The organism is Lentzea californiensis, from assembly GCF_024648825.1.
Classification (GTDB): domain Bacteria; phylum Actinomycetota; class Actinomycetes; order Mycobacteriales; family Pseudonocardiaceae; genus Lentzea; species Lentzea californiensis.
On the sequence record NZ_JANBBE010000012.1, the window covers coordinates 246,883 to 265,903 of the forward strand.

General features: G+C 68.8%; 14 protein-coding genes and 1 riboswitch. Of the genes, 10 read left to right on the top strand and 4 right to left on the bottom strand.

Going from position 1 to position 19,021, the window contains the following annotated elements; translation table 11 throughout:
- Positions 1-25: 25 nt before the first annotated feature.
- Positions 26-118, bottom strand: a riboswitch (glycine riboswitch).
- Between the two features lie 225 nt (positions 119-343).
- Complete coding sequence (ald, locus tag LX88_RS34545) at positions 344-1,456, top strand: alanine dehydrogenase (protein WP_258951990.1); 1,113 nt, start codon at positions 344-346, stop codon at positions 1,454-1,456.
- Positions 1,457-1,528: 72 nt separating this feature from the next.
- On the opposite strand, the gene LX88_RS34550 is transcribed toward ald, so the two are convergent.
- Together LX88_RS34550 and LX88_RS34555 are read right to left on the bottom strand one after the other, a co-directional pair.
- Positions 1,529-2,212 (bottom strand): TetR/AcrR family transcriptional regulator, encoded by a 684-nt coding sequence (locus tag LX88_RS34550; protein ID WP_258951991.1) that lies wholly within the window; start codon positions 2,210-2,212, stop codon positions 1,529-1,531.
- A gap of 9 nt (positions 2,213-2,221) precedes the next feature.
- Complete coding sequence (locus tag LX88_RS34555) at positions 2,222-3,670, bottom strand: MFS transporter (RefSeq protein WP_258951992.1); 1,449 nt, start codon at positions 3,668-3,670, stop codon at positions 2,222-2,224.
- 352 nt (positions 3,671-4,022) lie between these two features.
- Here LX88_RS34555 and LX88_RS34560 point away from each other — a divergent pair, with 352 nt between their 5' ends.
- From LX88_RS34560 to LX88_RS34595, 8 genes are all read left to right on the top strand, one after another.
- On the top strand, positions 4,023-4,205 hold the full coding sequence (locus LX88_RS34560; protein ID WP_045312139.1) for a hypothetical protein: 183 nt from the start codon (positions 4,023-4,025) through the stop codon (positions 4,203-4,205).
- Complete coding sequence (locus LX88_RS34565) at positions 4,205-4,642, top strand: hypothetical protein (RefSeq protein WP_258951993.1); 438 nt, start codon at positions 4,205-4,207, stop codon at positions 4,640-4,642. Before LX88_RS34560 ends, LX88_RS34565 begins: the two co-directional genes overlap by 1 nt.
- Positions 4,643-4,664: 22 nt before the next feature.
- Complete coding sequence (locus tag LX88_RS34570) at positions 4,665-5,618, top strand: ABC transporter ATP-binding protein (RefSeq protein WP_258951994.1); 954 nt, start codon at positions 4,665-4,667, stop codon at positions 5,616-5,618.
- The gene (locus LX88_RS34575) at positions 5,618-6,493 is read left to right on the top strand and encodes a hypothetical protein (RefSeq protein ID WP_258951995.1); all 876 of its coding nucleotides are present in this window, start codon (positions 5,618-5,620) and stop codon (positions 6,491-6,493) included. Before LX88_RS34570 ends, LX88_RS34575 begins: the two co-directional genes overlap by 1 nt.
- 47 nt (positions 6,494-6,540) lie before the next feature.
- Positions 6,541-10,260 (top strand): ABC transporter ATP-binding protein, encoded by a 3,720-nt coding sequence (locus tag LX88_RS34580; protein WP_258951996.1) that lies wholly within the window; start codon positions 6,541-6,543, stop codon positions 10,258-10,260.
- Between the two features lie 314 nt (positions 10,261-10,574).
- On the top strand, positions 10,575-11,423 hold the full coding sequence (locus tag LX88_RS34585; RefSeq protein WP_258951997.1) for a hypothetical protein: 849 nt from the start codon (positions 10,575-10,577) through the stop codon (positions 11,421-11,423).
- 308 nt (positions 11,424-11,731) lie between these two features.
- Positions 11,732-15,424, top strand: coding sequence for a multifunctional oxoglutarate decarboxylase/oxoglutarate dehydrogenase thiamine pyrophosphate-binding subunit/dihydrolipoyllysine-residue succinyltransferase subunit (locus LX88_RS34590; protein WP_258951998.1), 3,693 nt, complete (start codon positions 11,732-11,734; stop codon positions 15,422-15,424).
- 78 nt (positions 15,425-15,502) lie between these two features.
- The gene (locus tag LX88_RS34595) at positions 15,503-15,682 is read left to right on the top strand and encodes a DUF6104 family protein (protein ID WP_030471325.1); all 180 of its coding nucleotides are present in this window, start codon (positions 15,503-15,505) and stop codon (positions 15,680-15,682) included.
- 1 nt (position 15,683) lies between these two features.
- On the opposite strand, the gene LX88_RS34600 is transcribed toward LX88_RS34595, so the two are convergent.
- Positions 15,684-16,676, bottom strand: a complete 993-nt coding sequence (locus LX88_RS34600) for an aldo/keto reductase (RefSeq protein ID WP_258951999.1) — start codon at positions 16,674-16,676, stop codon at positions 15,684-15,686.
- Positions 16,677-16,728: 52 nt separating this feature from the next.
- Positions 16,729-17,613 carry a DISARM anti-phage system protein DrmE domain-containing protein gene (locus LX88_RS34605; RefSeq protein ID WP_258952000.1) on the bottom strand — a complete coding sequence of 295 codons (885 nt, stop codon included), beginning with the start codon at positions 17,611-17,613 and terminating at the stop codon, positions 16,729-16,731.
- A gap of 168 nt (positions 17,614-17,781) precedes the next feature.
- Here LX88_RS34605 and LX88_RS34610 point away from each other — a divergent pair, with 168 nt between their 5' ends.
- Entirely contained in the window at positions 17,782-18,954 is a 1,173-nt protein-coding gene (locus LX88_RS34610; protein WP_258952001.1) for a S8 family peptidase, read from the top strand.
- Positions 18,955-19,021: the final 67 nt, after the last annotated feature.

Genomic DNA, 19,021 nt, shown 5'->3' on the forward strand with positions numbered 1-19,021 from the left:
CGCCCCCTCCGCCGTGCAGAGTTGCCTACCCCGGGTGGTCTTGCTGCCTGAGAGTGTGCGGGAGCTTGCCCCTTCGGCGCCTCGACCAGTTCGTCGAGGTCTCTCCCACGCGGGTTCTGGCGCTGGCGCGCCGCGGCCGGTGTTCAGTTGTCCGGGGCGAACGCTATGTGCGGCCCCCGCCGAGTGTCAACGCGGGACGGTCGAGCGGAACGCGAACGGAGCTCAGGTCGCTTTGTCCTAGATGAACAACCAGCGGGGTGGCAGATAGTGCAACCAGCACAGTGACATGACCTTGTGACTGGCCCACATTATGAGATGTCGGCCACCGAACGGAGGAGTCATCGTGCGGATCGCAGTTCCTCGCGAGATCAAGAACCACGAGTACCGCGTCGCTCTCACGCCTGCCGGTGCGCACGAACTGACCAGCCGCGGGCACGACGTCTACGTCGAGCAGGGCGCCGGTCTCGGTTCCGCGATCACCGACGAGGAGTACCTCGCCGCGGGCGCCAAGATCCTCCCGACCGCCGACGACGTGTGGGCCGAGGGTGACCTGGTTCTCAAGGTCAAGGAGCCGATCGCCGAGGAGTACCCCCGTCTCCGCGCCGGCCAGACCCTCTTCACGTACCTGCACCTCGCCGCCGACAAGCCGCTGACCGAGGCGCTGCTGGCGTCCGGCACCACGGCCATCGCCTACGAGACCGTGCAGCTGCCGAACCGCTCGCTGCCGCTGCTCGCCCCGATGTCCGAGGTCGCGGGCCGGCTGGCCCCGCAGGTCGGCGCGTTCGCGCTGATGAAGCCCTCCGGCGGCCGCGGCGTGCTGCCCGGCGGCGTCCCCGGTGTCGCCCCGGCCCGCGTGGTCGTGATCGGCGGTGGCGTGGCCGGCGTCAACGCCGCCACCATCGCCGTCGGCATGGGCGCGGACGTGCAGATCCTCGACACCAACGTCGACCGCCTGCGCCAGATCGACGCCCAGTTCCAGGGCCGGCTGCGCACGCTCGCCTCGAACTCGTTCGCCATCGAGCAGGCCGTCCGCGAGGCTGACCTGGTCATCGGCGCCGTGCTCGTCCCCGGTGCCGCGGCCCCGAAGCTCGTCTCGAACGCGCTGGTCGCGGACATGAAGCCGGGTTCGGTGCTCGTCGACATCGCCATCGACCAGGGCGGCTGCTTCGAAGACTCCCGCGCCACCACGCACGCCGAGCCGACCTACGAGGTCCACAACTCGGTGTTCTACTGCGTCGCGAACATGCCGGGCGCCGTCCCGCGCACCTCGACCTACGCGCTGACCAACGTGACGCTGCCGTACGCCGTCGCGCTGGCCGACAAGGGCTGGGAGACGGCGCTCAAGGACGACCGTTCGCTCGCCCTTGGCCTCAACGTCCACGCCGGACTGCTGACCAACGGCCCGGTGGCCGAGGCGACCGGCCTCGTGCACACGCCGCTGGAGACCGTGGTCTGAAAGCCAACCGAATGACTGAGGCCCCCGCACGCGTGAATCGCTGCGGGGGTTTCGCCTATTCGGTGCCGGTGCTCACGACCGCAACGCCTCCACCTTCGTCTTGACGCCCTCGATCACGCAGTCCAGCCCGAACTCGAACTGGCGCTCGAGCGACCACAGCTCGTGCTCGTCCAGCATCGCGACGTACCGGGGGTGCTTGTCCCGGTAGAGGTCGGCGATCTTGTCCATGTCCGGCGGCGGCGAGTCCATCCCGCCGCGGCCGATGAAGTTGACCTCGGCGATCGCGTACCCGTTGACGAAGCTGCCCACCGTGGAGATCGACTGGGCGGCGGCCACGGTCGACAGCCCGGCGCGCATCATCGGCCCGAACATGGCGTCCGCGTACGCCACGGCGTTCGGGCCGATGGTGTTGAACTCCCCGATCCCGCGGATCCACCACGGGTGCTTGAGCGCGAGCTGACGCAACTCGCGCATCATCGCGCGCACCGCGGTCTCCCAGTCGGTCTCGGGATCGGGGAGGGTGAACTCGCCGTAGACCTCGTCGAGGCAGAGCTCGATCAGCGCGTCCTTCGTCGGCACGTGCCAGTACAGCGACATCGGCGCCGCGCCCAGTTCGGCCGCGAGCTTGCGCATCGAGAGCTTCTGCAGGCCGTGCGCGTCCAGCATCTCCATGGCCTTGCGGACGATCGCCTCCCGGCTCAGGCCGAGGGGCTGACCGCTGCTGGGCCTGGGCTTGCTGAACCACACGCTCTCCACGAAGCGATCCTAAGCACGCCTGAGCAACACGCTGGCCACAACACCTCCCAGGAACACGGCGACGGCACCGATGACCAGGCTGACGCTCATGCCGTTCGAGAACGCCTCGCGCACGACCGTGACGTCCGCACCGCTGTTCAGGGCCTCTGAAAGCGATCGCGCCGGAACGCCGTCCGGCAGCGAAGCCACGAACCGCGCCGACAGCAGCGCACCGAGAACGGCGATGCCGAACGAGGAGCCCAGTTCCGTCAGCGTGCCCGACAGCCCGGACGCGATCCCGGCGCGTTCCGGCGGGATCGAGCCCATCAGCGCGTTGACCGCGACCGGCTGGGACACACCGACACCCACGCCGATGAGGATCAGCCCGGCCAGCGTCGGCGGGTAGGTGGTGCCGATGGACAGCAGTGCCACGCCGCCCGCGACGATCGTCATGCCGAGCAGCATCGCCTGGCCCGCACCGAGCTTCATCACCAGCTGTCCCAACGTGTTGCTGGTGACGAGCAACGCGATCGCCATCGGCGCCACGCGCACGCCGGCCTCCAGCGGGCTGTAGCCGAGCACGCCCTGGAGGTGTTGCGTCAGCAGGAAGAGCGAGCCCGCCATGCCGAACGCCGCCAGCACCCCCGAGGCCACCGCGCCGGTGAAGCGGCGGTTCTTGAAGAACCCGAGATCGAGCATCGGATCGTCGGTGTGCCTCTCCCACAACGCGAATCCCGTCATGGCCACCAGGCCGATCGCGACCGGCACGCCGAACTCCGCCGAGCCGAACCCGTGCTCCGGCACCTCGATCACCGCGTACACGATCGACACCATGCCGATGATCGACAGGATCGAGCCGAGCACGTCCGGCTTGCGCACGGTCGGGTCCTTGGACTCCGGCACCAGCATCGCGACGGCCGCGATCGCGAGGACCGCCACCGGCACGTTGATCAGGAACACCGAGCCCCACCAGAAGTGCTTGATCAGCGCGCCACCGATCACCGGCCCCGCCGCGAAGCCGAGGCTCGTGACCGCGGCCCAGATGCCGATGGCCTTGGGGCGTTCCTCGTCGTCGAACAACTGCATGAGTACGGCCAGCGTGCCCGGCATCAGCACCGCGGCGCCGATGCCCATGAACCCGCGGGCCGCGATCAGCGTCTCGGACGAGCTCGCGTACGCCGCGACCGCGCTGCCCGTGCCGAACAGCACCAGGCCTGCCAGCAGCGCGCGCTTGCGGCCGAACCTGTCACTGAGCGAACCGGTCGTGAGCAGCAGGCCCGCCAGCGCCAGCGAGTAGGCGTTGATCATCCACTGGATGTCTGCGGTGCTCGCGTCCAAGCCCGTGGAGATCGACGGGATCGCCACGTTCAGCACGGTGTTGTCCAGCACCACGACCATCACGGACAGGCACAGCACGCCGAGCACGGCCCAGCGTTGAGGGTGCGGGTGCACCACGGCCTTCTCGGTCGTCGAAGTCATCTCTTCTCCCCCTTACGGTGTACGAGGAACTTACAGCGTACGAGACCGTCGAGCACAAGAGATTTCGCTGCGAGAAGTAAGGAGGAGGAAGAAAGAGGAGAAAAAATAAGGGGCGGCCGCGCTCAACCAGCCTGGGGGTCACTGGGAGCGGGGCCGCCGTGTCCAAATATAGCGGGCCTTGGCACGCGGCGCCCAGCACCCCCACCGAAACGCGACCCGAAAGTTTCCCCGAGTGGACCACTGCCCATGTCCTGCCCGTCCGGCAAACGAGTGAATTAGCGGGATCACGGTGCGGCGAGCAGGGGGTTCGGCCGATGAAGACGGAGTCGGGTGTCCCTCGAAGGGAGATTCCATGGCTGAACCACAGGGATGGATCCACTGCCACGACCCGTTCGGGCGCGACAGATCGATGACCGTTCTGGTGGAGAACGACCGAGTCCTGCTGGTCACGCCGCCAGGTGAGACCGCTGTGATGTCCGCCACTCAGACGCGTCGGCTGGGCTCTTTGCTCGACCAGGCCACGGCGAAGATGTGATGGACGAGACCCTGCGCGAGGCGGTGCTGCAACGCTTGGCACTGCTGGAGAAAGTCGCGGAGCACGGAGAGGCTGAAGCGCTGGTTCCGTTGGCCCGCGCGGAGATCCACCGCCTCGCGGACGGCTGGCGGCTGTTGCTGACGGTGCACCAGCCCGACGAGGACGGCCGCTGCAAGGCCTGTCCCGGCTGGCTGCGCCGCCGCCGATGGCCGTGCCAGATCTGGAACATGGCGCACCAGCACCTGATCGGCGAGGGTCTGCCCCACCGCGAGCGGCGGCGGCCGTTGCGCAACCCTTTCACTCGATCAGGTGTTATTGAACTGCCGGCGGAGACACCGGCCGAGATGACCACCGAACTGCCGGTCATGGCGGCCGAACAGTCGGTGGTGCACCGCGCGGCCGTCGTGTCTCGTCCCAAGCACGCCTTGCCGGACTGACGTTTCAGGCAGGATGGGCCGCATGCATGACGGCAGCGGCCTCATCGCGGTCCAGAACCTGACCAAGCAGTTCGGTTCGGTGACCGCGGTGCAGAACCTGAGCTTCACCGTGTCACCCGGCAGCGTGACGGGCTTCCTCGGCCCGAACGGCGCCGGGAAGACGACGACCCTGCGCATGTTGCTGGGACTGGTGAAGCCGACGAGCGGTACGGCGACGATCAACGGACGGCCGTTCCACCAACTCGGCCGGCCAGGCCGCGTGGTGGGCGCGGTGCTGGAGGCACAGGGGTTCCACCCGAACAGGACGGCGCGCAACCACCTGCGCGTGTACGCGTCGGCGATCGGTGTGCCGGACGCTCAGGCGGACCAGGTCCTCGGCCTGGTCGGCCTGAGCACGGCCGCCGGCCGGAACGTCGGCGGGTTCTCGCTGGGCATGAAGCAGCGGATGGCCGTCGCCACCGCGTTGCTCGGCGATCCGCAGGTGCTGGTCCTCGACGAACCGGCGAACGGGCTGGACCCCGAAGGCATCGCGTGGCTGCGGAACTTCCTGCAGTCGTTCGCGCGCATGGGCCGCACCGTGCTGATCTCGAGCCACCTGCTGGCCGAGGTCGAGCAGACCGTCGACCAGGTCGTGATCGTCTCGCGCGGACAGACGATGTACTACGGGCCGCTGGAACACCTTCGCCAGCAACAACAACGCCGCGTCTTCGTGCAGCCGTCGGACGTCGGTGCCCTCGCGACGGCGTTGCGGGAGGCCGGGGTCCAGGCGCTCGAACAGCTGCCGGACGGTCGTCTCGCCGTGTCCGGAGTGGACGCCAAGCAGGTCGCGGACACCGCGTTGCGCGCGGGCGTGTCGGTCTACGGCATCCAGGAGGAGCAGGCCGACCTGGAACAGATCTTCTTCCGGCTCACCAGCGGCCAGTTCGTCGGGCACGCGCCGGCTCCGTACCAGCAGCAGCAGGGTGGTTGGGCCTGATGGGCGACCTCGTACAGGCGGAGCTCCGCAAGACCACGACGACCACGCTGTGGTGGGCGCTGCTCATCCCGACCGTGCTGATCGCGCTGGGCGGCGGTCTGCTGTCCGGCCTGACCGGCCGGACGTTCGTCGAGTTCTTCTCGTCGTCCGAGGCGGAGCAGCTCTCCGACGCGCTCGGGGTGACGCCGGACCAGTGGAAGTTCTCCCTGCTCGGCATCGGGCGGACGATCAACCTCGCCACGATGTTCCCGTTGATCTTCGGTGCGCTGGCGATCGCCGGTGAGGTGGGCACGCGCACCATCACGACGACGTTCCTCACCGCACCGTCGCGGGTGCACGCCATGGCCGCCAAGATGATGGTCTACGCGCTCTGGGGTGCGATCTACGGCCTCGCGATCATCGGGTTCACCGCGCTCGGCATCGTCCTCACCAGCACCTCCGGCCAGATGCCCGACGCGGGTGGCTGGGCGATGCTGGCCCTGGTCTGCGTGCTGTCCTCGATCCTCATGACCCTGTTCGGCGTCGGCCTCGGCGCGCTGCTCCCGAACTCCGCCGGCGTGGTCGTGCTGCTGATCATGTACTTCCTGGTGATCGAGAACGCGCTGCAGTTGGGGCTCCGGCTCTCGGGCGTGCCGGAGACGGCCGTCGGCTTCCTGCCGAACGGGTCGGTGGACGGGCTGACCGGTTCGGTCGCCGTCGACCTCTTCCTGGCCGACGCGGGGGTCGTGCCGGAGGAGGGCGTCTACTGGCTGCGGGTCTTCGCGGGAGCGGGTGGCGCGCAGGCGTGGTGGCTGTCCGGGCTGATCTTCCTCGCCTGGGTCGCCGCCGCGTTCGGTGGCGGCTGGGCCCGGATGACCCAGAAGGACATCACCTGACCTGCGGTTCCTGACGTCACACTTTTGTGTCGGACCCCGAACGTACTGTGGGTCCCGTGACGAAGGGCTGGATCCGCCGACTGACCGCAGCGTGCTGGCAGCACCCCCGCCTGGTGGTGCTGTCGGTCCTCGCCGCGGTCGTCGGCGTGGGTCTTCAGGCGGCGGGGCCGTTGCTGCTCAAGACGGCGATCGACGACTCGACGGGTGGCCGCACCGACCGGCTGTGGCCGCTGATGGTGGCGTTGATCGTGCTCGAGGTGCTGACGTTCGGGTCGGCGTTCCTGCGCCGCTACCTGGGCGGGCGGCTGGCGCTGGGCGTGCAGCACGACCTGCGGCTCGGCGTGTTCTCGGCGGTGCAACGGCTCGACGGCGCGAAGCAGGACGAGCTGCGGACCGGGCAGATCGTGTCGCGCTCGATCACCGACCTGCAGCTGGTGCAGTCGCTGCTGATGATGGCGCCGCTGGCCGTGGGCACGGTGGTGTTCGCACTGGCCGCGCTGGCGGCGATGATCTACCTGTCGATCCCGCTGACGATCATCGCGGTGATCGTGCTGCCGCTGGTGGCGTGGCTGGCCGGGCGCACCCGGCTGACGCTGTTCCCCGCCACGTGGTCGGCGCAGCAGCGGGCCGCGGATCTCGCGCAGCACGTCGAGGAGACCGTCACCGGTGTCCGCGTCGTGAAGGGCTTCGGCCAGGAGGCGCGGGAGGTCGCCCGGCTGGAGAAGCACGCCAAGTTCCTGTTCGCGGAACGGATGCGCGCCGCCCGGCTGTCGTCGAAGCCGCTCGCGACCGTGACGGCGCTGCCGTTGCTCGGCCAGGTCGCGGTGCTGGGCCTGGGCGGCTGGCTGGCGTTGCACGGCCAGGTCACGCTGGGCACGTTCCTCGCCTTCACGACGTACGTGGCGAACCTCGTCGGCCCGACGCGGCTGCTGTCGAGCCTGATGGTGTCCGCCCAGCTGGCGAGGGCCGGCGTGGAGCGGGTCTACGAACTGATCGACTCGCAGCCGGACGTGACGGACGGTCCCGGCGAGGTGCCTTCGGGTCCGCTGGGCGTCTCGTTCTCCGGCGTCTCCTTCGGTTACGCCCGCAGTGAGCCCGTCCTGAAGGACTTCTCGATCTCGGTCGAGCCGGGCGAGACGCTGGCCCTGGTGGGCACCGCGGGCTCGGGCAAGTCGACGGTGTCGTTGCTGCTGCCGCGCTTCTACGACGTGCACAGCGGCTCGGTCCGGGTCGGCGGCGCGGACGTGCGCACGCTGAAGCTGGAGTCGTTGCGCGGCGCGGTGGGCGTGGTGTTCGAGGAGGCGTTCCTCTTCTCCGACACGGTGTTCTCGAACATCGCGTACGGCAGCCCCGACGCCTCGCGCGAGGAGGTCGAGCGCGCCGCGAAGGCCGCCGAGGCCCACGACTTCATCGAGGCCCTGCCGCTCGGCTACGACACGGTGGTCGGCGAACGCGGCCTCACCCTGTCCGGTGGCCAGCGCCAGCGCGTTGCCCTGGCCCGCGCCCTGCTCTCCGACCCGCGCATCCTCGTGCTGGACGACGCGACGTCCGCGGTGGACAACGCGACGGAGGCGGCGATCCACGCGACGCTCGCCTCGGTCACGGCCGACCGCACCACCCTTCTGGTGGCACACCGGCGTTCGACGCTCTCCCTCGCCGACCGGATCGCCGTCCTGGACGCGGGCCGCGTGATCGACATAGGCACGCACGCCGAGCTGACCGAGCGTTGCGCCCTCTACCGCGACCTGCTGGCGGGGCCGGGCGAGGCGATCGAGTCCGCCGCGCCGGCCACGACCGGCGACCTGTGGCCGAAGCTGTCGCAGGAGGCCCTCGACGAGCGCCTGATCGCCGAGGCGAAGACCTCGACGCCCGCCGCGTCCGGCCGGCGTGGCGGCAGCGGAGGAGGTGGCGCGGGCGGCGGCATGGCGGCGCTGGCCGGCGGCCCACCCACTCCCGAGCTGCTGGCCCAGGTCCGTTCGCTGCCCCCGGCCATCGAGGTCCCGGTCCTGCACGGCGAAGACCCGCGCGCCCCCGACCCCGCCTTCCGCCTCGCCCGCCTCCTGCGCCCGGTCCGCTGGGCCCTGGGCGGCGTGGCGGCGCTGGTGGTGCTGGACGCACTGGTCGGCATGGGCATGCCCTCGCTCGTGCGCCTCGGCATCGACGGCGGAGTGGTGGGCGGCGCCGAGTCGGCGCTGTGGCAGGCCGTGGTCCTGGGCGTCGGCCTGGTCGCGGTCGGCTGGCTGACCACGGCGGGCAGCACGGTCTTCGCCGCCCGCCTGGGCGAACGCCTGCTCTACCTGCTCCGCGTCCGCAGCTACGCCCACCTGCAACGCCTCGGCCTCGACTACTACGAACGCGAGATGGCCGGCCGCATCATGACGCGGATGACGACGGACGTCGACGCCCTCTCGACGTTCCTGCAGACCGGCCTCGTCACCGCCGTGATCAGCCTGGTCACCGTCGTGGGCATCACCGCGGCCCTGGTGGTCACCGACACCTCACTGGCCCTGATCGCCCTCTCGGTGCTCCCGCTCCTGGCCGCCGCCACGGTGCTCTTCCAACGCCTCTCCTCCACCGCCTACGCGGAAGCGCGCGAACGAGTGAGCGCGGTCAACGCCGACCTGCAGGAGAACGTCTCGGGCCTCCGCGTCTCCCAGGCCTACACGAGGGAACGCCGTTCAGCCGAAGCCTTCGCCGAACGCAGTGACGCCTACCGCCGCACCCGCCTGCGGGCCCAGCGCTACATCGCCACCTACTTCCCGTTCGTGGCGATGCTCTCGGGCGTTGCCCAGGCAGTGGTCCTGGCCGTAGGTGCCCACCGAGTAGCTGCGGGCACCATGACCCCGGGCGTCCTACTCGCCTTCCTCCTGTACCTGGGCCTGTTCTTCAGCCCGATCCAGCAACTCTCCGGCGTCTTCGACGGCTACCAGCAGGCCAGGGTCGGCCTCCGCAGGATCGGCGACCTGCTCCGCACCCCGAGCACGGTCGAACCACCGTCGGTCCCGGTCGAGGTCCCACCCCGCCTGCGGGGCGAGGTGGAGCTCCGCAACGTCTCCTTCACCTACGCAGGAGCCGAGACCCCAGCGCTCGACAACGTCACGCTCCACGTGAGCCCAGGCGAAACCGTCGCCCTGGTAGGCGAAACAGGCGCAGGCAAATCAACCCTCGTGAAGCTCATAGCCCGCTTCTACGACGCCACCGAGGGCGCAGTCCTCATCGACGGCGTGGACGTCCGCACCTACGACCTCTCCGCCTACCGCCAACGCCTGGGCGTGGTCCCCCAGGAAGCCCACCTCTTCGGCGGCGACCTGGCCACCAACGTCGCCTACGGCCGCCCCGCAGCGACAGAACAAGAAATCCAGCAGGCAACCGAAGCCGTAGGCGCCCTCCCGATGGTCGCCACCCTCCAGAACGGCTTCCACCAACCGGTGGGCGAACGAGGCAACCACCTCTCCGCAGGCCAACGCCAACTCGTAGCACTGGCAAGGGCAGAACTGGTCAACCCAGACCTCCTGCTCCTCGACGAGGCGACAGCAGCCCTGGACCCGGCCACCGAATCGGCAGTCCTGCACGCCAGCGACCACCTAGCAGGCGCCAGAACCACCTTCGTGGTGGCCCACCGCTTGGCCACCGCAGCCAGGGCCGACCGAATAGTCGTCCTGGCCAACGGCCGAATAATCGAACAGGGCACCCACGCCGACCTCATGGCGTCCAACGGCACCTACGCCCGCCTATGGCGTCACGGCAACACCCCAGAGGCCGCGTAACCACCTGCAACAGCCGATGGCGAAGCCGAGGCGTGTGAACTGCTTCCTGCCGGGTAAGCGGTGGTGAGACACGCACTCGGCGATGCGGCGATGACCGGCACCGGCCTGGTACTGCCCGCCCGGTCACCCTCGCAAGGTGACGTGAGCGCATTGATGACCACCCCGCTGGTATGTGACATGCCCACGCAAGCCGACCCGTTGGCGCCCCTGACCGCGCCAGCGCAAGCCGACCCGCGCACTGCCACCCACAACCCCAAGCCGGTGCCCCACCACGAACTCTCGTCCCCAGACCAAAGGTCAAAGGAGCCCGACCGGTGCCCTCCAGCTCACCCCGCCCCTCGATCCTCTACGTCTCCAACCTGTCCTACCCGGCCAAAGGCCGCCGCTACTGCGACGAGGACATCTACCTGACCTCTCACCTGAGACAGCACTTCGACCTGGCCATCTGCCACCCAGAAGACGCCACCGCCCTAATGGCCGCCCACGACACGGTCGTGATCCGCAACAGCGGCCCGACAATCGACTACGCCCCGGCCTACCTCCACTTCCGCGAGCAGGCGAAGGCCACGAACCAGCGCGTCTACAACCCGCTGACCGGCAAGGGCGACATGGCCGGCAAGCAGTACCTGATCGACCTGACCGGCGCGGGCTTCCCGGTCATCCCCACGATCGGCACCGCGGACCACCTCGACCGCCTCCCCCGAGCGACCGAGTACGTCGTGAAGCCCAAGGCCGGCGCCGACTCCCACGGCCTGGAGTTCGTCTCCGAGACCGACCTCCTGAGCAACCTGCAGGACAAAGCCCGCGACAAAGCCGACGTCCTCGTCCAGCCGAAGATCGATTTCCGGTACGAGGTGTCGTTCTACTTCGTGGACCACGACTTCCAGTACGCCCTGAACGCACCGGACCCGGCGAGGCGCTGGGAGCTCAGCCCGTACACCCCGAACAGGGAGGACCTGGAGTTCGCGCAGCGGTTCGTCGACTGGAACGACCTGGACCACGGCATCCAGCGCGTCGACGCCTGCCGCACCCGGCAGGGCGAGCTGCTGCTGGTCGAACTGGAGGACCTGAACCCGTACCTGTCCCTGGACCGGGCCCCGGAGGCCACCAGAACCGGCTTCGTCAACGCGATGGCGGCGTCGATCCGGCATTCACTGGGCTGAACGAAGATGGCTGGCCAAGATCAATCCGCAGGGCCACCGCGTTGTACCTATCGTGAACTGATCAGTGCTCTCGGTGCGTATGCCCGTCCGACAGCATCGTGAGCGTTACTCGAATGGGAGGTGACGAGGTGAGACGCACATCAAGAACTGGTCAACTGAGGGTGACGACAGGCCCGTCCTGATCGATCCTGTGACAGACCACTCCTTGCCAGGTGCCTCCAGTGTGTGAAGGCCCGCGCCAGGGGGACTAACCTGAGTACCGCATGAGTCACCACCAAAAGCGAGATGGATAGAGGCGAGCGCCAGCCGTGTCCAGCAGCAGTCCTGCGTCACAGTTCGGGCCGAACGAATGGCTCGTCGAGGAGATGTACGATCAGTTCCTCGCGGACCCGTCATCCGTAGACCCGGCATGGCACGACTTCTTTGCCGACTACAAGCGTGGGGGCGGCAACGGTAGCGCCGCCACGGCCAGCGCGGGTGGCTCCACGGCCACCACGACCGCGACCGTGACGCCGCCGGCCGCCGACAACGGCAAGCCCGCGCCCGCCGCCGCACCCAAGCCGGCCGCCGCGCCGCCGAAGTCCGCGGCCACGTTGCCGCAGACCGGCAAACCCGCGCCGCAGCAGGCAGCGAAGGCAGCCCCGGTCAAGCCGAGCGCGCAGCCCGAGCAGAAGCAGTTGCGTGGTGCATCCGCCGCGATCGCGAAGAACATGGAGCTCTCGCTCACCGTTCCGACCGCGACCAGCGTGCGTGCCGTGCCCGCGAAGCTGCTGGCGGACAACCGCATCGTCATCAACAACCACCTGAAGAGGACGCGCGGCGGGAAGGTCTCCTTCACGCACGTCATCGGCTACGCGGTGGTGCGGGCGCTGCAGGCGTTCCCCAACCTGAACCGCCACTACGCCGAGGTCGACGGCAAGCCGTTCGTCGTCACGCCGGAGCACGTCAACTTCGGCCTGGCGATCGACCTGCCCGGCAAGGACGGCAGCCGCACGCTGGTCGTCGCGTCGGTCAAGGGCTGCGAGAACATGACGTTCACGCAGTTCTGGCAGGCCTACGAGGACCTGATCCGCAAGGCCCGCGGTGGCTCGCTGACGGCGGACGACTTCTCCGGCACCACGATCTCGCTGACCAACCCCGGCACGATCGGCACGAACCACTCGGTGCCGCGCCTGCAGGCCGGCCAGGGCGCGATCATCGGCGTCGGCGCGATGGAGTACCCCGCGCACTTCCAGGGCACCAGCGAGCAGGCGCTCACCGACATGGGCGTCAGCAAGATCATCACGCTGACCAGCACGTACGACCACCGCATCATCCAGGGTGCGGAGTCGGGCGAGTTCCTCAAGCGCATCCACCAGCTGCTGCTCGGCGAGGACGGCTTCTACGACGAGATCTTCGCGTCGCTGCGCCTGCCGTACGAGCCGATCCGCTGGGTCGCGGACATCCCCGAGGGCGCCGTCGACAAGACCGCGCGCGTCATCGAGCTGATCGACGCGTTCCGGACGCGCGGCCACCTGATGGCCGACACGGACCCGCTGAACTACCGCCAGCGCTCCCACGCCGACCTGGACGTGCTCAGCCACGGCCTGACGCTGTGGGACCTGGACCGCGAGTTCCCGGTCGGCGGCTTCGCCGGCAAGGAGCGGATGAAGCTCCGCGACATCCTGGGCGTGCTGCGCAACTCGTACTGCCGCACCGTCGGCGTCGAGTACATGCACATCCTCGAGCCCGAAGAGCGCCGCTGGATCCAGGAGCGCGTCGAGGTTCCGCACGAGAAGCCCCCGGCCACCGTGCAGAAGTACATCCTCAGCAAGCTGAACGCGGCTGAGGCCTTCGAGACGTTCCTGCAGACGAAGTACGTCGGCCAGAAGCGCTTCTCGCTCGAGGGCGGCGAGACCGTCATCCCGCTGCTCGACGCGGTACTGGACAAGGCCGCCGAGCACGAGCTCGACGAGGTCGTCATCGGCATGCCGCACCGCGGCCGCCTGAACGTCCTCGCGAACATCGTCGGCAAGCCGATCTCGCAGATCTTCCGCGAGTTCGAGGGCAACCTCGACCCCGGTCAGGCGCACGGCTCCGGCGACGTGAAGTACCACCTCGGCGCCGAGGGCAAGTACTTCCGCATGTTCGGCGACGGCGAGACCAAGGTGTCGCTGACGGCGAATCCGTCGCACCTCGAGGCCGTCGACCCGGTCCTCGAAGGCATCGTGCGCGCCAAGCAGGACATGATCGACAAGGGCGGCGACTTCTTCCCCGTCCTGCCGGTCGCCATGCACGGTGACGCGGCGTTCGCGGGTCAGGGTGTGGTCGCCGAGACGCTGAACCTGGCGCTCGTGCGCGGCTACCGCACCGGTGGCACGGTCCACATCGTCGTGAACAACCAGGTCGGCTTCACCACGGCACCGGAGCACTCGCGGTCCTCGAAGTACTCGACCGACGTCGCGAAGATGATCGGCTCGCCGGTCTTCCACGTGAACGGCGACGACCCCGAGGCCTGCTACTGGGTCGCGAAGCTGGCCGTCGAGTACCGCCAGGCGTTCCACAAGGACGTCGTGATCGACATGGTCTGCTACCGCCGCCGCGGCCACAACGAGGGCGACGACCCCTCGATGACGCAGCCGGCGATGTACGACGTGATCGACCAGAAGCGCTCGGTGCGCAAGACCTACACCGAGTCCCTGATCGGCCGCGGCGACATCACGGTCGAAGAGGCCGAGAAGGCGCTGCAGGACTTCTCCAGCCAGCTGGAGCACGTCTTCAACGAGGTCCGCGAGCTCGAGAAGCACCCGGTGACGGTCAGCCCGTCGGTGGAGGCCGAGCAGCAGATCCCGGCGAAGCTGCCCACGGGCATCAGCCGCGAGGTGCTGGAGCACATCGCGGACGCCCACGTGAACCTGCCGGAGGGCTTCACGCCGCACGCGCGCGTCAAGCCGGTGCTCGAACGGCGCGCCAAGATGGCGCGCGAGGGCGGCATCGACTGGGCGTTCGCGGAGCTGCTCGCCTTCGGTTCGCTCGCGATCGAGGGCCGCAACATCCGCCTGGCCGGCCAGGACTCGCGCCGCGGCACGTTCGTGCAGCGCCACGCGACCCTGATCGACCGCAAGACCGGCGAAGAGCACACCCCGCTGCAGCACCTGTCCGCCGACCAGGGCAAGTTCATGGTCTACGACTCGGTGCTGTCGGAGTTCGCGGCGGTCGGCTTCGAGTACGGCTACTCGGTCGCGAACCCGCAGGCACTGGTCCTGTGGGAGGCGCAGTTCGGCGACTTCGTCAACGGCGCGCAGCCGATCATCGACGAGTTCATCTCGTCCGGTGAGGCGAAGTGGGGTCAGCGTTCCGACGTCGTGATCCTGCTGCCGCACGGCCACGAGGGCCAGGGTCCGGACCACACGTCCGGCCGCATCGAGCGCTGGCTGCAGCTGTGCGCCGAGGGCTCCATGACCGTCGCGGTGCCGTCGACTCCGGCGAACTACTTCCACCTGCTGCGTCGCCACGCCCTCGACGGCGTCGACCGGCCGCTGATCGTGTTCACGCCGAAGTCCATGCTGCGCCTCAAGGCCGCCGTGTCCGGCACCGACGAGTTCATCAACGACCGGTTCCACTCGGTGATGGACGACCCGACGATCAAGGACACGAACGCGGTCACGAAGGTCCTGCTGTGCAGCGGCAAGATCTCCTACGAGCTGCACGCCGAGCGCGAGAAGCGCGGCGGCGGCGACGTGGCGATCGTGCGCGTCGAGCAGCTCTACCCGGTCCCGGCCCGCAAGCTGACCGAGACCCTGGAGCGCTACCCGAACGCGAAGGACGTCCGCTGGGTGCAGGAGGAGCCGGCGAACCAGGGTGCCTGGCCGTTCTACGGCCTGGCCCTGCCGGAACTGCTGCCCGAGCACCTGGGCACCGTCCGCCGCGTGTCGCGCCGCCCGATGGCCGCCCCGTCGGCCGGTTCGAGCAAGGTGCACGAGGTCGAGCAGCGCGAGATCATCACCCGCGCGTTCGACTAGGCCCTGTATGAACGAACGAGCCGCCGGATCCACCTGGGTCCGGCGGCTCGTTGTCTAAGCCCTCACAGGAGTTTCGCCATGTACCACACCGATCGCGGCATCGAGGAGCTCGAGAAGCGGCGCGGCGAGGAGGAGGTCACGTTCGCGTGGCTCGCCGACAAGCTGCGGGAGTTCGTCGACGCCAACCCCGACTTCGAGACGCCGATCGAGCGCTTCGCCACGTTCCTGGCGCGCGACGACGACGACTTCGAGGACTGAGCTACCAGGCGTAGGCCTCCGGGGCCGGCTTCGACCCGTTCGGAGCCGGTGCCGGGAACAGCTCGTCGAGCTTCGCCAGCACCTCTGCGTCGAGCTTCAGCTCCGCGGCGCGCAACGAGTTGTCGAGCTGCTCGATGGTGCGCGGCCCGATGATCGGCGCGGTCACACCGTCCTGGTGCAGCAGCCACGCGAGACCGACGTTGGCCGGGTCCTCGCCGATGTCCGCGCACAGCTTCTCGTAGGCGTCGATCGTGTCGCGGTGCTTCTCCAGCGCGTCGGCGGAACGGCCGGACGCGCTGCGGGACGTGCCACCCTCGCGCTGCTTGCGCAACACCCCGCCGAGCAACCCGCCGTGCAGCGGCGACCACGGGATCACGCCGAGCCCGTAGTGCTTGGCGGCGGGCAGGACCTCCAGCTCGACCCAGCGGGTCATGAGGTTGTAGATCGACTGCTCCGACACCAGCCCGAGGAACCCGCGGGTGCGGGCGGCCTCGGCGGCCTGGGCGATGTGCCAGCCCGCGAAGTTGGACGAGCCGAAGTAGATGACCTTGCCCTGCTGGCGCAGCACGGAGAAGGCTTCCCAGATCTCGTCCCACGGCGTGTCCCGGTCGACGTGGTGCATCTGGTACAGGTCGATGTAGTCGGTCTGCAGGCGCTTCAGCGACGCGTCCGCGGCGCGGCGGATGTTCAGCGCGGACAGCTTGGTCTCGTTCGGCCAGTCGCCCATGCTGCCGTAGAGCTTGGTGGCGACGACGGTCCGTTCGCGGCGGGTGCCACCCTTGGCGAACCAGTTGCCGATGATGTTCTCGGTGACTCCCTCGCCCTTCTTCCAGCCGTAGACGTTGGCCGTGTCGAAGAAGTTCAGGCCGTGTTCGTGGGCGCGGTCCATGATCGCGTGACTGTCGGCCTCGGACGTCTCGGGACCGAAGTTCATCGTGCCGAGGCACAGGCGGGACACGGACAGGCCGCTGCGACCGAGGTTGGTGTACTCCATACCCACCACCCTGCCCCTCACGAACCTCCTGTGCCACGTGGAGCTGCTCCAGCTACTCCCACTCCCATCTGATGCCGTGGACGTGGCCTGCCTGTGCTTCGTGCACGAGGAGGTGTGCGGCCGCTGTGGTGCCGATCCACAGTTCGCCGGTGTCCACGTCGGATGCGTCCGGTGCCGGCTTGCTGAAGCTGCGACAGCGCACGGGCACCGCCTCGGCGTGGAACTCGACCTCCAGCACGTAGTTGCGCAGCGTGCGGAGGAACGTGCGGTCCGCCGAGGAGCTGTCCGCACCGGGGTCGGAGATCAGACGCAGGTCGACGAGGGCCGTGTCGCCCGCGCGCAGCACGCGGTCGAGGATGATCTCCGCGACCAGCAGCTTGCGAGCTGGGTCCCTGCGCACCCTGCCGACGCGGCATGACTTCTCGGCCACGACGTCGCCGGGCGAGAGATCGGTGTCGTCGGCGGTCTTCGCGAGCAGGATGCGGTCCACGCCGTCCTCGAACGCCTCGATCACGGCGCTGCTGCGGATCTCGATCTCGCGCCGGTCGGGACCGATCACCGCTTGGTCGCGCACGCTGAGGTACCTCGCGGGGGCCGGGAGCAGCCTGCCGACGCGCGCGATCTCACGGCCGAGGTCGATCGCGGCGTCACGCCAGATGCCCTCCAGCGCGGCGGTGCGCTCGACCCACCGGCCGCGTGGCCGTTTGTCCCCCAGCCTGGTCGTCAACGAGCCGGGCGAGAGTTGGAGGATCTCCTCCAGCGCGGCGACGGCCGCGAGCGACTCAGGGCGTTCCGGACGGCTGCGGCCACGCCGCCAGTAGCTCAGCGTCGACTGGCTCACCTGCACGCCGCGCGACTCCAGGTGGTGCTGGATCCGCTCCAGGCTGAGGCCGCTCGCCTCGACGGCCAGGGTCAGCGCTTCCGCGAATTCCGACACGGTCGAATGCTACGGCCAGTGATCGATTCCAGCCCAGCCTGCACTCGGAGTACGCGTCACCACAGTTTTGACAGTATTGCGGACCGAAGTTTCGAACCTGTTATCCGAAGCACAGATCGCGTTAGTTTCTTGGTGTTCCCCAGTTCATTCCCTGCCAGGAGGAACCCCATGGCACTTCGGCGTCATGTCGCCATCGCGGCGGCATTGGGCATCGCTTCCACAGCGATGTGGACGCCCACCGCGATCGCTGAACGAGCGGTGTTGCCCGGTGCGGGCGCACAGGCGGTCGAGGGCAGCTACATCGTGGTGCTGAAGGACGGAGCGCGCACCCCTGCCAGCGCGTTGGCGTCCCGCTACCAGGGCAACGTCAAGCACACCTACAGCGCCGCGCTGAACGGGTTCTCGGTCACCGGAATGTCCGAACGCCAGGCGCGGAGGCTCGCGGCTGACCCGGACGTGCAATTCGTCGAGCGGAACACGTTCGCCACGATCCAGGAGACGCAGTCGAACCCGGTCTGGGGTCTCGACCGGATCGATCAGGCGAGCCTGCCGCTCAACCAGAAGTACACCTACCCGAACACCGCGTCGAACGTGACGGCGTACGTTCTCGACACCGGAATCAGGAAAACGCATTCCGAATTCGAGGGCCGTGCTTCCGACGGATACGACTTCATCGACAACGACTCCGTCGCGCAGGACTGCCAGGGCCACGGCTCGCACGTCGCCGGCACGGTCGGGGGCAAGACCTACGGCGTCGCGAAGAAGGCCAAGCTCGTCGGCGTCCGCGTCCTCGACTGCAACGGCAGCGGCGCGTGGGACGGCATCATCCGCGGCATCGACTGGGTGACGGCGAACGGCAAGAAGCCCGCCGTCGTCAACATGAGCCTCGGTGGCAGCGGCACGAACACCTCGCTGGAGAACGCCGTCAGGCGCTCGATCAGCGCGGGCTTCACCTATGTGCTGGCGGGCGGCAACAGCGGCCAGGACGCGTGCAACTTCACCCCTGCCCGCACGCCGGAGGCGATCACCGTCGGTGCGTCGGACCGCGCCGACAAGCGTTCGATCTGGTCGGCCGGCTCGTCGAACTACGGCAGGTGCCTCGACCTCTGGGCACCCGGTAGCGACATCGTGAGCGCGTCGCACAGCAGCGACACCGGCACGCGGTCCATGGGCGGCACGTCGATGGCCTCCCCGCACGTCGCCGGAGCGGCCGCGCTCTACCTGGGCGCGAACCCGTCCGCGACGCCCGCCCAGGTGCGCAACGCCCTGGTCGGCGCGGCCACGCCGAACAAGCTGACCGACATCAGGACGGGTTCTCCGAACCTGTTGCTGAAGGTCTAGGAACCTGCTGTCGCCGCCTCCCTGCAGCGGTGACGGCCATCCTGGGCGCCCTTGATGAGCAGGCCGA